Annotated in this window: 14 protein-coding genes and 1 pseudogene; 9 read left to right on the top strand and 6 right to left on the bottom strand. The window is 69.7% G+C overall.

Annotation, left to right across the window (positions count from 1 at the left end; all coding sequences use genetic code 11):
- The 3 genes and pseudogenes from ABH928_RS20115 to ABH928_RS20105 all read left to right on the top strand — a co-directional run.
- Positions 1 to 123, top strand: a pseudogene (locus ABH928_RS20115) (4-hydroxy-3-methylbut-2-en-1-yl diphosphate synthase); the annotation flags it as partial.
- A gap of 87 nt (positions 124 to 210) precedes the next feature.
- A complete protein-coding gene (gene dxs / locus ABH928_RS20110) occupies positions 211 to 2184 on the top strand; it encodes a 1-deoxy-D-xylulose-5-phosphate synthase (protein ID WP_370068323.1) in 1974 nt (657 codons plus the stop codon).
- The gene (locus ABH928_RS20105) at positions 2174 to 3601 is read left to right on the top strand and encodes an aspartate aminotransferase family protein (RefSeq protein ID WP_370068321.1); all 1428 of its coding nucleotides are present in this window, start codon (positions 2174 to 2176) and stop codon (positions 3599 to 3601) included. Before dxs ends, ABH928_RS20105 begins: the two co-directional genes overlap by 11 nt.
- Positions 3602 to 3623: 22 nt before the next feature.
- Here the strand turns inward: ABH928_RS20105 and ABH928_RS20100 are convergent, their stop codons facing one another.
- The 5 genes from ABH928_RS20100 to ABH928_RS20080 all read right to left on the bottom strand — a co-directional run bounded on the left by ABH928_RS20100 (position 3624) and on the right by ABH928_RS20080 (position 7926).
- Positions 3624 to 3998, bottom strand: coding sequence for a hypothetical protein (locus ABH928_RS20100; RefSeq protein ID WP_370068319.1), 375 nt, complete (start codon positions 3996 to 3998; stop codon positions 3624 to 3626).
- Between the two features lie 42 nt (positions 3999 to 4040).
- Positions 4041 to 4892, bottom strand: a complete 852-nt coding sequence (locus ABH928_RS20095; RefSeq protein WP_370068317.1) for a phosphatase PAP2 family protein — start codon at positions 4890 to 4892, stop codon at positions 4041 to 4043.
- Positions 4893 to 5096: 204 nt separating this feature from the next.
- Complete coding sequence (locus tag ABH928_RS20090) at positions 5097 to 5858, bottom strand: SDR family oxidoreductase (RefSeq protein WP_370068315.1); 762 nt, start codon at positions 5856 to 5858, stop codon at positions 5097 to 5099.
- Positions 5859 to 5981: 123 nt separating this feature from the next.
- Entirely contained in the window at positions 5982 to 6740 is a 759-nt protein-coding gene (gene fabG, locus ABH928_RS20085; RefSeq protein WP_370068313.1) for a 3-oxoacyl-ACP reductase FabG, read from the bottom strand.
- A 169-nt stretch (positions 6741 to 6909) separates the two neighbouring features.
- Complete coding sequence (locus ABH928_RS20080) at positions 6910 to 7926, bottom strand: phosphotransferase family protein (RefSeq protein ID WP_370068311.1); 1017 nt, start codon at positions 7924 to 7926, stop codon at positions 6910 to 6912.
- Between the two features lie 268 nt (positions 7927 to 8194).
- Here ABH928_RS20080 and ABH928_RS20075 point away from each other — a divergent pair, with 268 nt between their 5' ends.
- From ABH928_RS20075 to ABH928_RS20060, 4 genes are all read left to right on the top strand, one after another.
- Positions 8195 to 8785, top strand: a complete 591-nt coding sequence (locus ABH928_RS20075) for a TetR/AcrR family transcriptional regulator (RefSeq protein WP_370068309.1) — start codon at positions 8195 to 8197, stop codon at positions 8783 to 8785.
- Positions 8786 to 9057: 272 nt separating this feature from the next.
- On the top strand, positions 9058 to 9921 hold the full coding sequence (locus ABH928_RS20070) for a MarR family winged helix-turn-helix transcriptional regulator (protein WP_370068307.1): 864 nt from the start codon (positions 9058 to 9060) through the stop codon (positions 9919 to 9921).
- Positions 9922 to 10361: 440 nt separating this feature from the next.
- On the top strand, positions 10362 to 11087 hold the full coding sequence (locus ABH928_RS20065) for a lytic transglycosylase domain-containing protein (RefSeq protein ID WP_370068305.1): 726 nt from the start codon (positions 10362 to 10364) through the stop codon (positions 11085 to 11087).
- Positions 11088 to 11306: 219 nt separating this feature from the next.
- Positions 11307 to 13058, top strand: a complete 1752-nt coding sequence (locus tag ABH928_RS20060) for an AMP-binding protein (protein ID WP_370068303.1) — start codon at positions 11307 to 11309, stop codon at positions 13056 to 13058.
- Here the strand turns inward: ABH928_RS20060 and ABH928_RS20055 are convergent.
- Positions 13028 to 14020, bottom strand: coding sequence for a TrmB family transcriptional regulator (locus ABH928_RS20055; RefSeq protein WP_370068301.1), 993 nt, complete (start codon positions 14018 to 14020; stop codon positions 13028 to 13030). The two genes, ABH928_RS20060 and ABH928_RS20055, sit on opposite strands and share 31 nt — an antisense overlap.
- Before the next feature lie 318 nt (positions 14021 to 14338).
- On the opposite strand from ABH928_RS20055, the gene ABH928_RS20050 reads away from it, so the two are divergent.
- A complete protein-coding gene (locus tag ABH928_RS20050; protein WP_370068299.1) occupies positions 14339 to 16810 on the top strand; it encodes an MFS transporter in 2472 nt (823 codons plus the stop codon).
- Positions 16811 to 16943: 133 nt separating this feature from the next.
- Positions 16944 to 17789, top strand: coding sequence for a YceI family protein (locus ABH928_RS20045; protein WP_370068297.1), 846 nt, complete (start codon positions 16944 to 16946; stop codon positions 17787 to 17789).
- Positions 17790 to 17799 lie beyond the last annotated feature (10 nt).

The raw sequence follows: 17799 nt of genomic DNA, 5'->3' as shown, positions 1-17799 counted from the left end.
GTCATCAAGACCGTGCCGGAGTCGAAGATCGTGGAGACCCTGATCGAGGAGGCCATGAAGCTGGCCGAGCAGATGCAGGACGCCGGCGCCCCGTCCGGTGCCCCCAGCGTCGACGTGCGGTGATCCGGCTCAGGGCCGAGAGGAGGAAGCATCCAACGGCGCCGAGGAGCGCCACGTCACTACAGGTACGTACGGAACGAAGGTGAGTCGATGTCCCTCCTCGAGACCATCCGCAGCCCCCACGACCTGCGCCGGCTGCCGCCGTCCGACCTGCCGCGCCTCGCCGAGGAGATCAGGGAGTTCCTGATCGACGCGATCACCCGCACAGGCGGGCACCTCGGGCCGAACCTCGGCGTGGTCGAGCTGACCATCGCGCTGCACCGGGTCTTCGACTCGCCGGCCGACCGGATCCTCTTCGACACCGGCCACCAGTCCTACGTCCACAAGCTGCTGACGGGGCGTCAGGACTTCGGCCGGTTCAAGAACCGCGGCGGTCTCTCCGGCTACCCCTCGCGTGCCGAGTCCGAGCACGACGTGATCGAGAACTCGCACGCATCCACCGTGCTCGGCTACGCGGACGGCCTGGCCAAGGCCAACCAGCTGCAGGGGTACCAGGACCGCCATGTCGTCGCCGTGATCGGCGACGGCGCGCTGACCGGCGGGATGGCCTGGGAGGCGCTCAACAACATCGCCGAGGCGGAGGACCGCCCGGTCGTCATCGTGGTCAACGACAACGAGCGCTCCTACGCGCCGACCATCGGCGGCCTGGCCAACCACCTCGCCACGCTGCGCACCAACCTGCGTACCACCCAGGGCTACGAGCGGGTCCTCTCCTGGGGCAAGGAGACGCTGCAGCGCACGCCCGTCGTCGGCGGGCCGATCTACGACGCGCTGCACGGCGCGAAGAAGGGCTACAAGGACGCCACCTCGCCCCAGGGCATGTTCGAGGACCTGGGCCTGAAGTACATCGGCCCGATCGACGGCCACGACGTCGACGCGGTGGAGTCCGCGCTGCGGCGGGCCGCCGGCTTCGGCGGGCCGATCATCGTCCACTGCCTGACCGAGAAGGGCCGCGGCTACCGGCCCGCCGAGCTGGACGAGGCCGACCACTTCCACCAGGTCGGCGCGATCGACCCGGTCACCTGCGAGCCGCTGCGGCCGGTAACCGGCGTCTCCTGGACCTCCGTCTTCGGCAAGGAGCTGGTCGAGATCGGGCGCGAGCGTCCGGACGTCGTGGCCATCACCGCGGCCATGCTCCAGCCGGTCGGCCTGCAGCCGTTCGCCCGTGAGTTCCCGGAGCGGATCTACGACGTCGGCATCGCCGAGCAGCACGCCACCGTCTCCGCCGCCGGGCTGGCGACGGCCGGGCTGCACCCGGTCGTCGCGCTCTACTCGACCTTCCTCAACCGGGCCTTCGACCAGGTGCTGATGGACTGTGCGCTGCACCGGTGCGGAGTCACCTTCGTGCTCGACCGGGCCGGAGTGACCGGTACCGACGGCGCCTCGCACAACGGCATGTGGGACCTGTCCATCCTGCAGGTCGTCCCGGGCCTGCGGATCGCCGCACCGCGCGACGCGGACCAGCTCCGTGCCGAACTGCGCGAGGCGCTCGACGTCGCCGACGCGCCCACCGTCGTCCGCTACCCCAAGGCCGAGGTCGGCCTGCCGATCACCGCGGTGGAGCGGATCGGCGGCGTCGACGTGCTGCTGCGCACCGGCCCGGCCGGACGCGCGCCCGAGGTGCTGCTGGTGGCCGTCGGCGCCATGGCGACCGCCTGCCTGGACGCCGCCGCGCTGCTGACCGCCGAGGGCCTCGGCACCACCGTCGTCGACCCGCGCTGGGTCAAGCCCGTCGACCCGGCCCTGACCGAACTCGCGGCCCGGCACCGGCTGGTGGTCACCGTCGAGGACAGCGGCCGGGTCGGCGGCGTGGGCGCGGCCGTGGCCCAGGCGCTGCGCGACGCCGACCTCGACGTCCCGACGCGCGAACTCGGCATCCCACAGCGCTTCCTGAGCCACGCCGCACGCGGTGAGATCCTGGACGAGATCGGCCTGACCGGTCCGGGTGTCGCCGCCCAGACTTCCGCCTTCGCCAAGGCCTTGGGGCTTACGCCGGGCGGCGATTTCCTGACGTCCGACCTGACGTCCGACTTCGTTGGAGGGGACCAGCACCATGGCAGCTGACATCAGCAGCGCGGCCGGAGACACCGTCGGTTCGCCCGGTGGCTTCGACCTCACGGCGCTGCTCGCCGCGCGCGGCGGCGAGCGCTACCGCCTGCACGCGGAGTACCTGAACCACCAGCTGCCGCGGATGCTGCACACCATCGGCTTCGACAAGGTCTACGAGCACGCCAAGGGCGCCTACTTCTACGACGCCGAGGGCAACGACTACCTCGACATGCTGGCGGGCTTCGGCATCTTCGCCCTCGGCCGGCACCACCCGGTGGTCCGTCAGGCGGTGCACCAGGTGATGGATCTGGAGCTGGCCGACCTGACCCGCTTCGACTGCCAGCCGCTGCCCGGCCTGCTCGCGGAGAAGCTGCTCGCCCACGCCCCGCACCTGGACCGGGTCTTCTTCGGCAACAGCGGCACCGAGGCGGTCGAGACGGCGCTCAAGTTCGCCCGCTACGCCACCGGCAAGCCCCGCGTCCTCTTCTGCGAGCACGCCTTCCACGGCCTGACCACCGGTTCGCTCTCGGTCAACGGGGAGGACGGCTTCCGCAAGGGATTCGCCCCGCTGCTGCCGGACACCGCGATCCCGCTGGGCGATCTGGAGCGGCTGGAGCGCGAGCTGCAGAAGGGCGACGTGGCGGCGCTGATCGTCGAGCCGATCCAGGGCAAGGGCGTCCACGCCGCACCCGACGGCTATCTGCGCGCCGCGCAGGACCTGCTGCACAAGCACAGGGCGCTGCTGATCGCCGACGAGGTGCAGACCGGCATGGGCCGCACCGGCGACTTCTTCGCCTACCAGCACGAGGCCGACGTCGAGCCGGACCTGGTGTGCGTGGCCAAGGCGCTCTCCGGCGGCTACGTCCCGGTCGGTGCGACGCTGGGCAAGGAGTGGATCTTCGAGAAGGTCTACTCGTCGATGGACCGGGTGCTGGTCCACTCGGCGAGCTTCGGCTCCAACGCCCAGGCCATGGCGGCGGGGCTGGCCACCCTGCACGTCTTCGAGGACGAGCAGGTGGTGGCCAACGCCCGCCGCGTGGGCGACCTTTTCCGGGAGCGGCTGGCGGCGCTCATCCCGAAGTACGAGATGCTGGCCGACGTGCGCGGCCGCGGCCTGATGATCGGGATCGAGTTCGGCCGCCCGCAGTCGCTCAAGCTGCGCACGGGCTGGACCGCGCTGCAGGCGGCTCGGAAGGGCCTCTTCGCGCAGATGGTCGTGGTCCCGCTGATGCAGCGGCACCGGATCCTGACCCAGGTCTCCGGGGACCATCTCGAAGTGATCAAACTGATCCCGCCGTTGACCATCGGTGAGGCGGAGGTCGACCGCTTTGTCGACGCCTTCACCGACATCATGGACGAGGCGCACAGCGGCACCGGGCTGATGCGCGACTTCGGCAAGACCCTGATCAAGCAGGCCGTCGCGGCCCGCTGACCCGCGAGGAGGCCGACCTGGATCAGACCTCCAGGTCGGCCTCTATCCTGCGCATCAGATGGCGGGCCATGGCCAGGTTGGCGCGCTGCCGGTCGAGTGCGAGGTACAGGAAGATGCCCTGGCTGCCCTGGTGGGTCAGCGGGCGGATGATGTGGTACTGACCGGTGAGCGTGATGAGGATGTCCTCGATCACTTCGTTGTGGAGATTGAGCATCTCCATCGTCCGCATCTTCGCCCGCACCACATCGGTGTTGCCGGCCGCCGCGACATTCAGGTCGAGTTCATTCCCGGCACCCAGAGTCCCGAGGGCCAGACCGCTGTTGTAGTCGACGATCGCGACGCCGACGGCGCCTTCGATCGCCATTGCATCCTTGAGTGCCGTTTCCAAGTTCCCCATGCGGTGACTCTAGGAGCGGCATTCGAAGACAACGGCGATATGTCAATATCCGATCGGAATTGACCGCTTGTTCTGGTGATCGAGATCACGTGCCTTCGGAAGCTTCACTGACACGCTGTCCGGCTTCCGGCCGCGGAGGAAGCGGCGCTCCCTCCAGATCTGCCGCATCCGCTCGTCGGTGCTCTCGACGACCGGCTCGAAGAGCGGCAGCGCCAACAGCACCAGTGCGCCGGCGGCCCAGCCGGCCAGCACGTCGGTCGTCCAGTGGGTGCCCAGGTAGAGCGTGGTGAGGCCGATGGAGAAACCCATCCAGCCGGCCAGGAAGGCGCCGATGCGACGCCAGCGAATCGCCAGGTAGGCGACGACCCCCCAGGTGACCACGGCGTTGGCGGTGTGCCCGGACGGGAAGATACCGCCGCCGAGGAAGATCTCGTTGGATCCGTAGACGTGCGCGTAGTGCGGGCCGAGGCGGCCCGTGGCTATCTTGACCGCGCCCACCGACATGTTGAGCAGCACCAGCGAGACGCCCAGCACCAGCAGTGGTCGCCAGGACCGCTGTCGCCAGCAGCGCCAGGTCAGCCAGGCCGACACCACGATCGCGGACGGCCCGCGCTGTCCGGCTATGACCCAGTAGTTCAGGAAGTTCAGGAACTCCGGCCAGTGCATGTACGGCTTGAATGCCATCACCTCCCAGTCCAGTGCGACCAGACGGGAGGTGGTGAAGACGGCGACGATCACCGTCGCGTAGGCGACGGCCGTGACGGCGAAGAGGATCTTGTGGGTGCGACTGAGCGGCCGCCAGCGTGGTTCACGGCTGGTCGGCTGCTCTGCGGCTCGCTCATGTGGTCGCTCGGCCCGTTCGAGCAGGGCGACCTCGGTCCTCTGGTTACGCACCCCTTCGACGTTACAGTGTTTCGGGTTGAGCCCTGCCGGGGTCGACGCCTTCGTGACAACCATGTGACCTGTTGGTTTGTCGGATCTGAATAAGCGTCGAGGTTTTCGACGAACTGATGTGATCTAGCTCATCCTTGTTCGCCAAGCGGTTTGCAACGTTGCCCTCGCGGGAAAGCGAACGAACAATTCCGGTCGTCAGTGATTTCAGGCCAGCCCGGCGTTGAGGGTCAACCCTCCGTCGAGGACCAGCGTCTGACCGGTGATCCACGCCGCCTGCTCGGACAGCAGGAACGCGATCGCGCCGCCCACGTCCTCCGGCTCGCCGAGGCGTCCCAAGGGGTACGCCTTGACCACCTGCTCCTCGTGGCCCGCGAACAGCGCCTCGGCGAACTTGGTCCGCACGACCGCGGGCGCAACCGCGTTGACGCGCACGGTCGGTGCCATCTCGTAGGCGAGTTGCTGCGTCAGCTGCACCAGTGCGGCCTTGCTCGCGCCGTACATTCCGATTCCCGGCGCGGGCCCGAGCGCGCTGATCGAGGAGACGTTGACAATCGCCCCGCCGTGTTCGCGCATCGACGCGGCGTGCACCAACTGCACCCAGCCGAGCGTCGAGACGAGGTTGATGTCGAGGATCTTGCGGGCGGCGTCGAGATCGAGATCGACCATGTTGCCGAAGACTGGATTGGTACCGACGTTGTTGACGAGGTGGTCGATTCGCCCGAACGCGTCCATGGCCCGGCCGATGGTCTCCTCGCGGTGCGCGGCGTCGTGGCTCTTCCCGGCCACGCCGAGGGCATGCGCGCTGCCGCCGAGCGCGGCGACCGCCTCGTCCAGGGAGGCGGCGTCCCGCCCGGTGAGGACGACCCGGTCCCCACGCGCGACGAGCGCCTGCGCGGCTGCGAACCCGATGCCCCGGCTGCCGCCGGTGACGAGCGCGACCTTTCCGGTGGGAGAGGGAGTGGTCATGAGGGGGTCCTTTGTCTTGCGGAGAGGGATACGGAAGGCAGTGGGGGAGTTGGAGCACGCCGGGGGCGCGGAGCCGCGGATCAGCACAGCCCCGCGCCCCCGAGGTGCTACCTCAGTTACTGCCTAGTCGAGCGGGCCGCCGGCGACGTAGACGACCTGGCCGGAGACGAAGCCCGCGCCCTCGCTCACCAGGAACGAGACGGTGTGGGCGATGTCGTCCGGCACGCCCACCCGCTGGACCGGGATCATGCTGGCTGCAGCCGCCTTGAACTCCTCGAAGCCCATGCCCACGCGCTCGGCCGTCGCCGCGGTCATGTCCGTGGCGATGAAGCCGGGGGCGACGGCGTTCGCGGTGACGCCGAACTTGCCGAGCTCCTTGGCGAGGGTCTTGGTGAAGCCCTGCAGACCCGCCTTGGCAGCCGAGTAGTTGGCCTGGCCGCGGTTGCCCAGCGCGCTGCTGGAGGAGAGGTTGACGATGCGTCCGTAACCGGCGTCGACCATGTGCTTCTGGCAGGCCTTGGACATCAGGAACGCGCCCTTGAGGTGCACGTTCATCACCGTGTCCCAGTCCGACTCGGACATCTTGAACAGCAGGTTGTCGCGCAGCACACCGGCGTTGTTGACCAGCACGGTCGGCGCGCCCAGTTCCGCGGCGATCCGGTCGACGGCCGCGGCGACCTGCTCGCCGTTGCTGACGTCCGCGCCGACGGCGATCGCGCGGCCGCCCGCGGCGGTGATCTTCTCGACGGTGTCCTTGCCCGCCGCCTCTTCCAGGTCGACCACGGCGACGGCGAAGCCGTCCGCCGCGAGGCGGATCGCGGTGGCGGCGCCGATGCCGCGCGCGGCTCCGGTGACGATGGCGACGCGGTTCTGCTCGGTCATGGGGTGCGTTCTCCTGACGAGGGATGAGTGGGGTGAGTGGGGCGGGCGGTACGACACGAGGTGGGGCTTGGGTTCGCGCCGCGCGAGCGAGCGCTCGTGGACCTCGTCCGGGCCGTCGGCGAAGCGCAGCGTCCGCGCCACCGCCCGGAGTTGGGCCGGCGGAAGTCCGTCAGCGGGCGGCCTTTCCCGCGAGGGTGTCCAGCGCCAGCGCGACCAGCGGCGGGACCATCGCACCCAGGTGCGAGAAGCCGTCGCCGACGGTCTTGCCCTGGATGAAGCGGAAGTGGATCCCCTCCGCGATGATCGCCAGCTTGTACTGGGCGAACGCGGTGTACCAGGGGAGAGGGGTCAGGTCGAGCCCGGTGGCCGCGGCATAGCGTTCGACGAGTTCGTCCATGCCCGGGAAGCCCAGCTCGGGGCTGACCGCTCCGGCGACGGGGTTGCCCGGCATTGTCCCGGCGATGTCCCAGTACACCTTCATCAGGCCGACGTCGGCGAGTGGATCGCCGAGGGTGGCCATCTCCCAGTCGAGGACGGCGGCGATGGTGTCGTCGGCTGCGGCGATGGTGTTGTCCAGGCGGTAGTCGCCGTGCACGATCACGGCCCGCTGGCTGGTGGGTACGCCTTCGTTCAGCCGCTGCTGCAGCTCCTCCATCCCCGGGATCTCGCGGCTGCGGGAGCCCTCGAACTGGCGGTGCCAGCGCGCCACCTGCCGCAGGAGGTAGCCCTCGGGCCTGCCGAAGTCGCCGAGGCCCACCGAGGCGGGGTCCACCGCGTGCAGCCCGGCCAGCACGTCGACCAGGCGGAAGGAGAGGGCACGGGCCCGCTCCCGGCTAAGACCGGCCGCGTCCTCGGCGGTGCGGTAGACGGTGCCCTGCACCTCGTCCATCAGATAGAAGGGGGCACCGATCACCTCCGGGTCCTCGCAGAGCAGGTGCACCCCGGGGACCGGAACGGCGGTGTCCGCGAGCGCCGCGATGACCCGGTGCTCGCGGGACATGTCGTGGGCGGTGGCCAGCACGTGGCCGAGCGGCGGGCGGCGCAGGACCCAGCGGGTCTTGCCGTCGGTCAGGCGGTAGGTGAGATTGGACTTCCCACCGGAGATCAGCTCGGCCTCAAGCGGCCCGGTTCCGAGGTGGTCGCGCAGGCGGTCCAGATCCAGCCCCGGTGGCGTCGGAGTGCTCATGCCGGTCACCATACCGACTAGTAGGTATGGGGGCTAGAGTGGCTCGCACCACCTTGACCTCCGGACCGGTCCACGTTGCGGTACTCGGTTCGGCGATCGGTACAGCGGTCGATTCGATCCCGATTCGGGGGTCGGTGCGGTCGAATTCGGCCCAGGACGGGCTGGATTCGTACACACGATGTACAGATCCGGGGTCAGAGGATCCACAGATCCTGCGACACACGAACAGACGAAGTCGAGCAGACGAGTAGAAGGGGTGAGGGCGCCGATGGCCCAGGTCGACATGGCGGTCCCCGTCCAGGAGCGCCTGCTGGCAGCAGCCAGCAGTCTCTTCGCGGAGCGAGGATTCGCGCCCACCTCGGTCCAGGAGATCGTGGAGCTGGCCGGGGTCACCAAGGGCGCGATGTACCACTACTACTCGTCCAAGGACGACCTGCTGCAGCAGATCTACACCCGGCTGCTCCACGTCCAGGCGGAGCGGCTCGACGCGATCGTCGCTCGTGACGTCCAGGTTGACCTGCGGCTTTCCGCTGCGGCTGCCGACGTCGTGGTGACCACGCTGGAGCACCTCGACGACGCGATGGTCTCCTGGCGGTCGATGCACATGCTTCCCGCCGACCGGTTGGCGCAGGTGCGCGCGGACCGTCGGCGGTACCACGAACGGTTCCGCGCACTGATCGAGGAGGGCCAGTCCGCGGGCCTTTTCCGGGCCGACGTTTCGGCGGATCTGGTGACCCATCAGTTCTTCGGCGGAGTTCATCATCTCGGCAGTTGGTACCGCGTAGACGGGGAGTTGACGCCTGCGGCAATCGGTGCTGCCTTTGCCGAGCTTTTGCTTCGGGGCTTGCAACCGTCCTGACCCGACCACTCCGGATCGACTCGGATCACGATTGGATCGCAGCTCTCTGCGCCATGTCGCCTTGGTCTGTCTGGTTTGTATAGTGTCCGCCAGCAGCCGACGGCTGTCCGGCGGAAACTGTCCGTACACAGGACCCCCACACGGTACCTGCCCGCGGTTTCGCCGCTCACGAGCCGAACGCGCCCACCCACAGGGGCTTCAGCGTCGGTCGAACACATCAGGACGGTCCTATGGTGCTGGGGGATATCGACATGACGGGTACGCCGATCCGCTTGTCCCAGTCGCCAGGTCAGCTGATCCGCATAGCCCAGCAGGTCCACACCCGACTGTGGACCGAGCACGTCGGATCGGATCTGACCGCTCCCCAGTACGCCGCGCTGATCGCCTTGGCTCTCGAGCCCGGGGCGGACCAGCGCACGGTGGGGGAGCGCGCCTCCTTGGACAAGGCGACCATGGCCGAAATGGTCGGTCGCCTGGTTCGACGCGGCCTGGTACTGCGCCGACGCGACCCGGCAGACGGTCGCCGCAAGCTGCTCACCCTCTCTCCCCACGGCGAGCAGGTCATGCACGACGCCTCCGTCGGGGTGGCCGTCGTCCAGCGTGAACTGCTGGTCCCGCTCGAGGAGTCGGAGCGGTCCGAGCTGATGATGGCGCTGGCCCGGATGGCCCGGATGGAGAACCTGGCGCTGGAGACCATGGTGGACGCCCGTCCGCTGCTGGACGCTCCACGCGTCATCGGCTACCTGATCCGGGTGGCCCAGCAGGTCCACACCCGGTTCTGGACCGAGCTGGTCTCCGGTGAGCTCACCGCGCCCCAGCACGCCGTCCTCGACGCGCTCTCCGTCGAGCCGGACATCGACCAGCGCACGGTCGGCGAGCGCACCTCGCTCGACAAGGCGACGATGGCCGAGCTCATCAGCCGCCTGGTCCGACGCGGCCTGGTGCTGCGTCGGCGCGACCCCGCCGACGGCCGTCGCAACCTGCTGGCACTGGCCCCGGCCGGTGTGCGCCTGCTGGAGGAGGTCTCGCCCGGCGTCGCCGAGGTCCAGTCCCGCCTTCTGGAGCCGCTGGACGAGGCCGAGCGGACCCGCGGGCTCTTCCTGCTGGCACTCACCGCGCGTCTCGCCGAGCGCTGACGGGTTGTGAGCCCGGACACAGCGGGCTCGCCGTCAACGATGGCCGATAGTTGATCGTTTGCACGGTTCGGTGCTCCCCGACGACCGCCTTCTCCTTCGGGAGGAGGCGGTCGTTTCTTTCGTCCCCCCGCCGTTCACGCAGGCCTTACCCAGGTCGGATGGCGGCGCGGCGGCGGCAGGCGCGGCTGCCGAGCCGCCCCGCCGAACGGCGCTCCACTACGGAGTCGGGTAGTAGAAGGCTCGTTGAAATCGCGGGAAACGGCTTGCTATCAATGGCGTTGTCGCAACGGCGGCCCCGCCTTCGCCGGGTTGCCCGTAAACCGGCACGAGCCCTGAACCGGCGTGCCACTGGCGCCGTCCGGCTCCGCAGCGCACCTGTCCCGTGCTGCGGAGCAGAGGCGGACGCGCCACCAGCCAACCGATTGCGAGCTCCTTTCTCCATGCCTCCCACGCTTCCCCTCGGCCTGCGCAAGCGCGGCGTCGTCATCGCCTCCTCCGTCGCGGCCGTCGGCCTCGCGGCAGGCGTCGCGGTCGCCCTGCCCGGCAACGGCGCGAGCAGCGTGGTGGCCGACCCCAACGCCCGTGCCGCGGTCGCCAGCGCCAGCGCGCAGGCCCAGCAGGAGGCGGCTGCGGCGAAGGCGGCTACGGCAGCCAAGGTTGCCGCCGCCAAGGCGGCCGTGGAGAAGGCGGCGGCTGCCAAGGCCGCGGCCGAGAAGGCCGCCGCGGAGAAGGCTGCGGCGCAGAAGGCTGCCGAGCGTGCGGCGGCGGATGCGGCCGCCGCGGCCAACCGTTCCGAGGAGCGGGCCCGGATCGCCCAGTCCACCCCGCAGGCCGCTCCGCAGACGCAGCAGCCCCAGCAGGCGGCCCCGGCCGCGCCGAGCGGCACCCCTCAGGAGATCGCCGCGCAGATCGTCCCGGCGGACCAGCTGGCCTCGTTCGACCAGATCATCTCCCACGAGAGCGGCTGGAACGTCACCGCGACCAACCCCTCCTCCGGCGCGTACGGCCTGGCGCAGGCCCTGCCGGGCTCCAAGATGGCCTCGGCGGGCTCGGACTGGCAGACCGACCCGGCCACCCAGATCCGCTGGGCGCTGGGCTACATGGACTCCACCTACGGCAGCCCGAACCAGGCCTGGGTCTTCTGGCAGGCCAACGGCTGGTACTAGGACTGGCGCCAGCTCTTCGGCGGACGCGCCACCCCAGCGGCGCGGGGCCCAGCTGATCTGCGGCTCCGCCGCGCCTCTTGCGTGCTTCTCCTGTGCCCCATGCTTCACGTTTTCGCCATGACCTCTGGACACAGGGGCGAACGCACTGCCACGATCTTGCCCTCTGTGAGATAGGGCGTCAGCACCAGCTCCGACGCCTCAGCGGAGGAGGAGGCGTCCGTGGCCGGCAGCACCAGCGAACCCTGGCACCGCTTCTACGCGCCCGGCGTCCCGCAGCGGCTGAGCATTCCGAACGTCTCCGTCAGCGGGCTGCTGGACGAGGCCGCCGCGCGGCACGGGCGGCGGACCGCACTGGTGTTCTTCGGGAAGAAGACCAGCTACCGCGCGCTCCAGCGCGCCGTCGCGCGGTTCGCCGCCGGGCTCGCCGCGCTCGGGGTGTCGCGGGGGGACCGCGTCGCGCTGGTGATGCCCAACTGTCCGCAGTACGTGGTCGCGTTCTACGGCGCACTCAAGCTCGGGGCCGTCGTCGTCCCGACGAACCCGCTCTACACCGAGTCCGAACTCGCCCACCAGCTCAAGGATTCCGGCGCAGTCGTCGCCCTCGTGTACGACGGCGTCTTCGCGCGCGTCGATGCGGTCCGGGGCCGGACGGCCCTGCGGCACGTGGTGGTCGCCTCGCTGCTGGACGCGTTGCCCGCGCGGACGCGGCTCGCGCTGCGGTTGCCGCTCGCCCGCTCGCGCGAACTCCGCGCCAGACTGCGGACGGAGCTGCCGCAGGACGCCGACCGGGTCCCCTTCGCCGATGTCGCGCGCGCCCGGCTCCCCCGCAAGGGCGAGGCTCAGCTCGCGCAGGGGCCGGTGAGCCCGCGCAGCGCCGTCGCCGTGCTGCAGTACACGGGAGGGACGACCGGAACGCCCAAGGGCGCGATGCTGACGCACCGCAACCTCGTCGCCAACGCACACCAAGTGCGGGCCTGGTACCCGCAGTTGCGTCCGGGACGGGAGACCCTGCTGGCCTGTCTGCCGATGTTCCACGTCTACGGCATGACGATGTGTCTGGGCGTGGCGGCCACCGCGGGCGCGCGGACCGTCCTGCTGCCCAGCTTCGACCCGGAGTTGGTGGTCCGGACGCTGCGCCGGTGGAAGCCGACGCTCTTCCCGGGCGTGCCGCCGATGTACCAGGCGCTGATGCAACGGGCCGAGCAGCACGGGCCCGAACTCACCCGCGCGCTACGGTCGGTGCGCTACTGCATCTCCGGTGCCATGCGGCTGGAGCCGGAGACGGTGGACCGGTTCCAGGAGTTGACGGGTGGTCATCTCGTGGAGGGTTACGGGCTGTCGGAGGCGTCGCCCGTCGTGCTGGCCAATCCGCTGAACGCCAACGCCCGTCCGGGGACGGTCGGCGTCCCGCTGCCGGGGACCGAGGTGCGGATAGTCGCCGAGGACGACCCGGCGAAGCAGCAGCCCTTCGGCGTGGCGGGGGAGTTGGTGGTGCGCGGGCCGCAGGTCTTCGGCGGTTACTGGCACGAGCGCGAGGACAGTGCGGCAATGCTGCACGACCACTGGCTGTTCACCGGCGACATCGCGGTGATGAGCCCGGACGGGTTCGTGACCGTCATCGACCGCAAGCGCGACGTGATCATCGCCTCCGGGTTCAGCATCTTCCCCAGCGAGGTCGAGGAGGTGCTGCTCGCGCATCCGGCGGTCGCGGACGCGGCGGTGGTCGGCGTGCCGGACGAGTACCGGGGCGAGACGGTCAAGGCGTGCGTGATCGTCCGGCCCGGCAGCCGACTCACCGAGCGGGCGCTGATCGACTACTGCGCCGCTCGGCTCACCGGCTACAAGGTGCCGAAGATCGTGGAGTTCCGCTCGGACGCGCTGCCGCGGAACATGCTGGGCAAGGTGCTGCGCCGCGTCCTGCGCGACGAGCACCTCGCGGCTCAGGCCTGGGCGGACGAGCCTTCCGGGTGAGCGCGGGACGACCCGGCCTCACCCTCGTCCTCGGCGGCCTGGTCCTCAGCGGTGTCGTCCTTGGCAGCAGCGTCCGCAGCCTCGGCAGCTTCCTCGTCCAGGGCCCGCTGCATGCTCGACGGGAGGGCGGGCAGCTCCATGCCGGCCTGCTTGAGCGCCTCGGCGAAGGTCGGGGAGTTGTCCCAGATCGACCGGAAGGCGAGCGTCAGCGCGGCGGCCAGGGAGGGATGCCGGATGCAGAGCGTCGTCGTCGCGCCGTCACGGGCCACCGGGTCCGGCATGTCGCAGAGGACGGTCGAGCCGTCGGCGATGATCATCTTCAGCGGCAGGTCCTCCGCGATCCGGATCTCCTCGCCGGCGGCGACGAAGAGGTTGATCACCTCGAGCAGCGCCGGGTCCTCCAGCACCGCGCGGCTGTACAGCGAGCGGACGGTGCGTCCGGCGGCGTGCAGGCGGGCGCTGGCCTCGAGGCCGGCGATGTTCTCGGTGGGGGTGTACCACGGCGGCCTGGAGAAGCTCAGCAGCTCGCGCTCGGCGGTGGACTGGAGCCGGGCGAAGCGCTCGGTGATGTCCGCCGGGTCGCGGAGCACCTCGACGTAGTCCAGCGGGTCGGTGTGGGTGCGACCGCTCTCGAAGGTGGGCTTGAGCTCGCGGGCCAGCTCGGTGGAGAGGCGCTCCAGACGGCCGAGTGAGCGGCGCTGCTGCTCGATCAGGCGCTCGACGGCGGTGTCCGGCGCGACCGCCGAGTAACCGGCGACCCGTCCGGGGTGGAGTATCGCCAGCTGTCGGCGGATGAGCCCTTCGAGCACGTCGTACACGCGCTGGCGGGGTACACCCGCTTCCCTGGCGACTTCCGCCGCCGTGAAGACGTCGCGGCGGATCAGGGCGAGGTAGACCCGGGCCTCGTAGTTCGTGAGGCCCAGCTCCTCCAGGTCGGCTGCGCGTCGATCGTCCGTCTGCATGCTGGCACGTTAGCGGCGAGAGTGCGGGTGCTGGCAAGCGCCATCCGCGAGTTGGGGGTCTTTGGGCTCCAAGTGGGGGGACTTTTCGGGACAGGACGGGCTTGACGTGGGCCGAAGTGGCCTCTTGTGGGTCGTTCTTGTGTCGGCTAGGTTACTCACAGCGGACACCACCAGCAGGGGTGACTCGCCAGTTACTTGTCATGTTCATACCCTCTTTGGTCTCGTTCATGTCTCGATCCGGTATCGGTATGAAACTTACCTGCCGTACGGCAAGTTTGGGCGAGAGCGCTGTCGTACCTATGCAGTACGGTGCGTCGCATGTCAGAGATCTCGACCGACACCCCGGTCACCCCGCCCGGCTCGGAGGCTCCGGCCGAGGGCCCCAACTACCTCAGCCACAAACAGATCATGGTCGTCATGGGCGGCCTGATGGCAGGCATGCTGCTGGCGGCGCTGGACCAGAGCATCGTCGGTACGGCCCTGCCCACGATCGTGAGCCAGCTCGGTGGCATCGACAAGCTCTCCTGGGTGGTCACGGCCTACCTGCTCACCTCGACCGCAGCCACCCCGCTCTGGGGCAAGATCTCCGACCTGTACGGCCGCCGGATCACCTTCCAGACCGCGATCGTCATCTTCCTGATCGGCTCGGCGCTGGCCGGCCTCAGCCAGAACATGGGCGAGCTGATCGGCTTCCGCGCCGTCCAGGGCATCGGCGGTGGCGGTCTGATGTCGCTCGCCTTCGCCATCATCGGCGACGTCATACCGCCTCGTGAGCGTGGCCGTTACCAGGGCCTGATGGGTGCGGTCTTCGGTCTGGCCAGCGTCGCCGGTCCGCTGCTCGGCGGTTGGTTCACCGACTCGATCGGCTGGCGGTGGATCTTCTACATCAACCTGCCCGTCGGCATCGGCGCACTGATCGTCTGCTCCTTCGCGCTCAAGCTGCCGGTCAACCGCCGCGAGCACAAGATCGACTTCCTTGGCTCGCTGATGATCGTCGCGGGCGTCACCAGCCTGCTGCTCTACCTGAACTGGGCCGGCACCTCCTACGGCTGGGCCTCCTGGCAGGGCCTGTCGCTGGCCGGCGGCTCCGTCCTGCTGACCATCCTCTTCTGCCTGGTCGAGATGCGTGCGGCCGAGCCGATCCTGCCGATGCGGCTCTTCCGGAACCCGGTCTTCCGGATCGGCAACGGCTTCGGCTTCTTCGCCGGTTTCGCCATGTTCGGCGGCATCATCTACCTGCCGGTCTACCTCCAGGCCGTGCAGGGCATGTCCGCCACCAAGTCCGGTCTGGGCATGCTGCCCGCCGTGGCCGGCATCATGGTCACCTCGGTCCTCTCCGGCCGGATCATGGCCAAGACGGGCCGTTACAAGATCTTCCCGATCCTCGGCGCGCTGATCCTCATAGGGTCGCTGGTGCTGCTGAGCCGGCTGACCAACCACACGCCGTACTGGGAGGTCGCCCTCTACGCCTTCGCCTTCGGCGCGGGCCTGGGCATGACCCTGCAGACGCTGGTGACGGCCATCCAGAACTCGGTCGACTTCCGCGACATGGGTGTCGCCACCGCCTCGGCCACCTTCTTCCGCCAGATCGGCGCTGCCATCGGCACCGCCATCTTCGGCACGGTGCTGACCAGCCGCCTGACCCACTACCTGACGCAGGAGTTCGCCGGCGCCCCGGGTGGCGGCACGTCCCTCAAGGGCCTGGACGCCAACAACGTCCAGGCCATCCACGCCCTGAAGGAGCCGGCCAAGGGCCTGGTCACGGCGGCCTTCGCGCACGCCATCGGCGACCTGTTCCTGATCGGTGTGCCGTTCATAGTGGTCGCGCTGTTCTTCGGGCTGGCGCTCAAGGAGATCAAGCTCAAGTCGAGCGAGGGCACCCCGGAGGCCGCCGAGGCCACCGAGGGCGCTGAGGGTCCGGTCACCCCGGCTGCTGCGGTCGCCGGCCAGGAGACGGTTTCCGGGCTCGGATCGTCGGCCATAGTGCCCGCCGGCCAGCAGGTTCCCCAGGAGGTTCCGGTGAGTGGCAGCATGGTCCACGGCTTCGTGCGGGGCGGCGAGGGCGGCCCGGTGGGCTCCGCCACGGTCACCCTGATCTCGCTGCAGGGGCGGCAGTTGGGCCGCGTGGCGGTCGCTGCGGACGGTGGCTACCGGCTGGCCGCGCCGGGGGCGGGCAGCTATGTGCTGATCGTCGCGGCCGAGGGTCATCAGCCGAACGCCTCCACGGTGGCTGTCGGCGATGCCCCGCTCGGCCACGACGTGGTGCTCTCGGGCACCAGCGGTCTGCTCGGGATGGTGCGCGCGGCGGCTGACCAGCGGCCGGTCGCCGAGGCGATGGTTGTGGTCACCGACGTCCGTGGCGAGGTGCTGGCCACGGGCAAGACCGCTGAGACGGGCGCCTTCACCTTCGAGGGTCTGATGTCGGGCACGTTCACGGTCGCCGTCAACGCCACCGGGTTCCGTCCGGCCGCGCTGCCGGTCGAGGTCGGCACGGCGGGTCCGTCCCGGATCGAGATCGAGCTGGCCGCCGGCGCGCAGATGCAGGGCACCATCCGTGCGGCTGCGGACCACCGGCCCCTGATCGACGCCCGGGTCACCCTGGTCGACGTGGCCGGCAACGTCGTGGGCACCGCGACCACCGGTGAGGACGGCAGCTACGCCTTCACCGACCTGGACGCGGGTGACTACACGCTCATCGCCAGCGGCTACCCGCCGGTCGCCTCTGCGCTGACCCTGGACGGACGCGGCGAGAGTGCCCACGATGTGGAGCTCGGCCACCCGGACGAGTGACAGAACGGGCGAACGGCCTGCGTCGTCGAGCGTGAAGGCGTAGGCCAGTGTGGGGACGTACGGGATCCGGCGTCCTCGGCGCAGCAGAGGGTCGAGGACGCCGGAGCCCGTCACTGACTGATCGGGAGCAGCAATGACCACTCACTCCGGTGAGGGCGGCACGGGGCTTCGTGCCCGGGTTCGGACGAGGGATGGGTGGGCGGTGCGGCACGCGGTGCTGACCGTCACGGACATGACGGGCAGTCAGGTGGTGCGGGCGACCGCGGACGACGACGGGTTGGTGTGCACGCAGGCGCTGCCGCAGGGTGTGTACACGGCGATCGTGACTGCGGTCGGTTATCAGCCGACGGCTTCGACGGCGATCGTGGCGTCGTCGGGGCGGGCTGATCTGGGCAGTCTGGTGCTGGCCCGGCAGGGTGGGGTGGAGCTTCCGCCGCCGGGGCCGTGGACGGTCGATCCGGCGCATTCCTCGGTGGGTGCGGTCGCGCAGCATCTGGGGATCTCCAGTATTCGCGGTCACTTCGGTGAGTTCCGTGGGCAGGTCGAGATCGCCGAGCGGGTCGAGGAGTCGCGGGTGTTCGCCGTGATCGGTGCGGCGTCGATCGACACGGGCAACAAGATGCGTGACGACCACCTGCGTTCGCCGGACTTCCTGAACGTGGACGCCCAGCCGGAGATCACCTACCGCAGCACCGGCGGTGTGTCCCCGGCGGGCCCGGACCGTTGGACGGTCCATGGCGAGTTGACGATGAACGCGGTGACGCGGCCGGTCGATCTGGACCTGACCTACCTGGGTACGGGCCCCGACCCGTGGGGCGGTACCCGGGCGGCGTTCCGGGCGACGGCCGAACTGCACCGCGAGGACTTCGCGATGAACTACAACCAGGTGGTCCAGGTGGGCATCGCGGCCATCGGCACCACACTCCGCGTGGAACTCGACATCCAGGCCGTACAGGGGACCACCCTCCCGATGGCGTGACGGCTGCCCC

This window comes from Streptacidiphilus sp. MAP5-3 (assembly GCF_041262505.1).
Taxonomy (GTDB): Bacteria; Actinomycetota; Actinomycetes; order Streptomycetales; family Streptomycetaceae; genus Streptacidiphilus.
This window is presented reverse-complemented; position numbering and strand designations above follow the sequence as displayed.

What these genes read in the sequence shown, in the direction of transcription:
- ABH928_RS20080 (WP_370068311.1), bottom strand. Translation starts at nt 7,926, where the DNA reads ATGAGCACTCCGACGCCACCGGGGCTGGATCTGGACCGCCTGCGCGAC.
- ABH928_RS20045 (WP_370068297.1), top strand. Translation starts at nt 16,944, where the DNA reads ATGACCACTCACTCCGGTGAGGGCGGCACGGGGCTTCGTGCCCGGGTT.
- ABH928_RS20050 (WP_370068299.1), top strand. Translation starts at nt 14,339, where the DNA reads ATGTCAGAGATCTCGACCGACACCCCGGTCACCCCGCCCGGCTCGGAG.
- ABH928_RS20075 (WP_370068309.1), top strand. Translation starts at nt 8,195, where the DNA reads ATGGCCCAGGTCGACATGGCGGTCCCCGTCCAGGAGCGCCTGCTGGCA.
- ABH928_RS20100 (WP_370068319.1), bottom strand. Translation starts at nt 3,998, where the DNA reads ATGGGGAACTTGGAAACGGCACTCAAGGATGCAATGGCGATCGAAGGC.
- ABH928_RS20105 (WP_370068321.1), top strand. Translation starts at nt 2,174, where the DNA reads ATGGCAGCTGACATCAGCAGCGCGGCCGGAGACACCGTCGGTTCGCCC.
- dxs (WP_370068323.1), top strand. Translation starts at nt 211, where the DNA reads ATGTCCCTCCTCGAGACCATCCGCAGCCCCCACGACCTGCGCCGGCTG.
- ABH928_RS20065 (WP_370068305.1), top strand. Translation starts at nt 10,362, where the DNA reads ATGCCTCCCACGCTTCCCCTCGGCCTGCGCAAGCGCGGCGTCGTCATC.
- ABH928_RS20055 (WP_370068301.1), bottom strand. Translation starts at nt 14,020, where the DNA reads ATGCAGACGGACGATCGACGCGCAGCCGACCTGGAGGAGCTGGGCCTC.
- fabG (WP_370068313.1), bottom strand. Translation starts at nt 6,740, where the DNA reads ATGACCGAGCAGAACCGCGTCGCCATCGTCACCGGAGCCGCGCGCGGC.
- ABH928_RS20090 (WP_370068315.1), bottom strand. Translation starts at nt 5,858, where the DNA reads ATGACCACTCCCTCTCCCACCGGAAAGGTCGCGCTCGTCACCGGCGGC.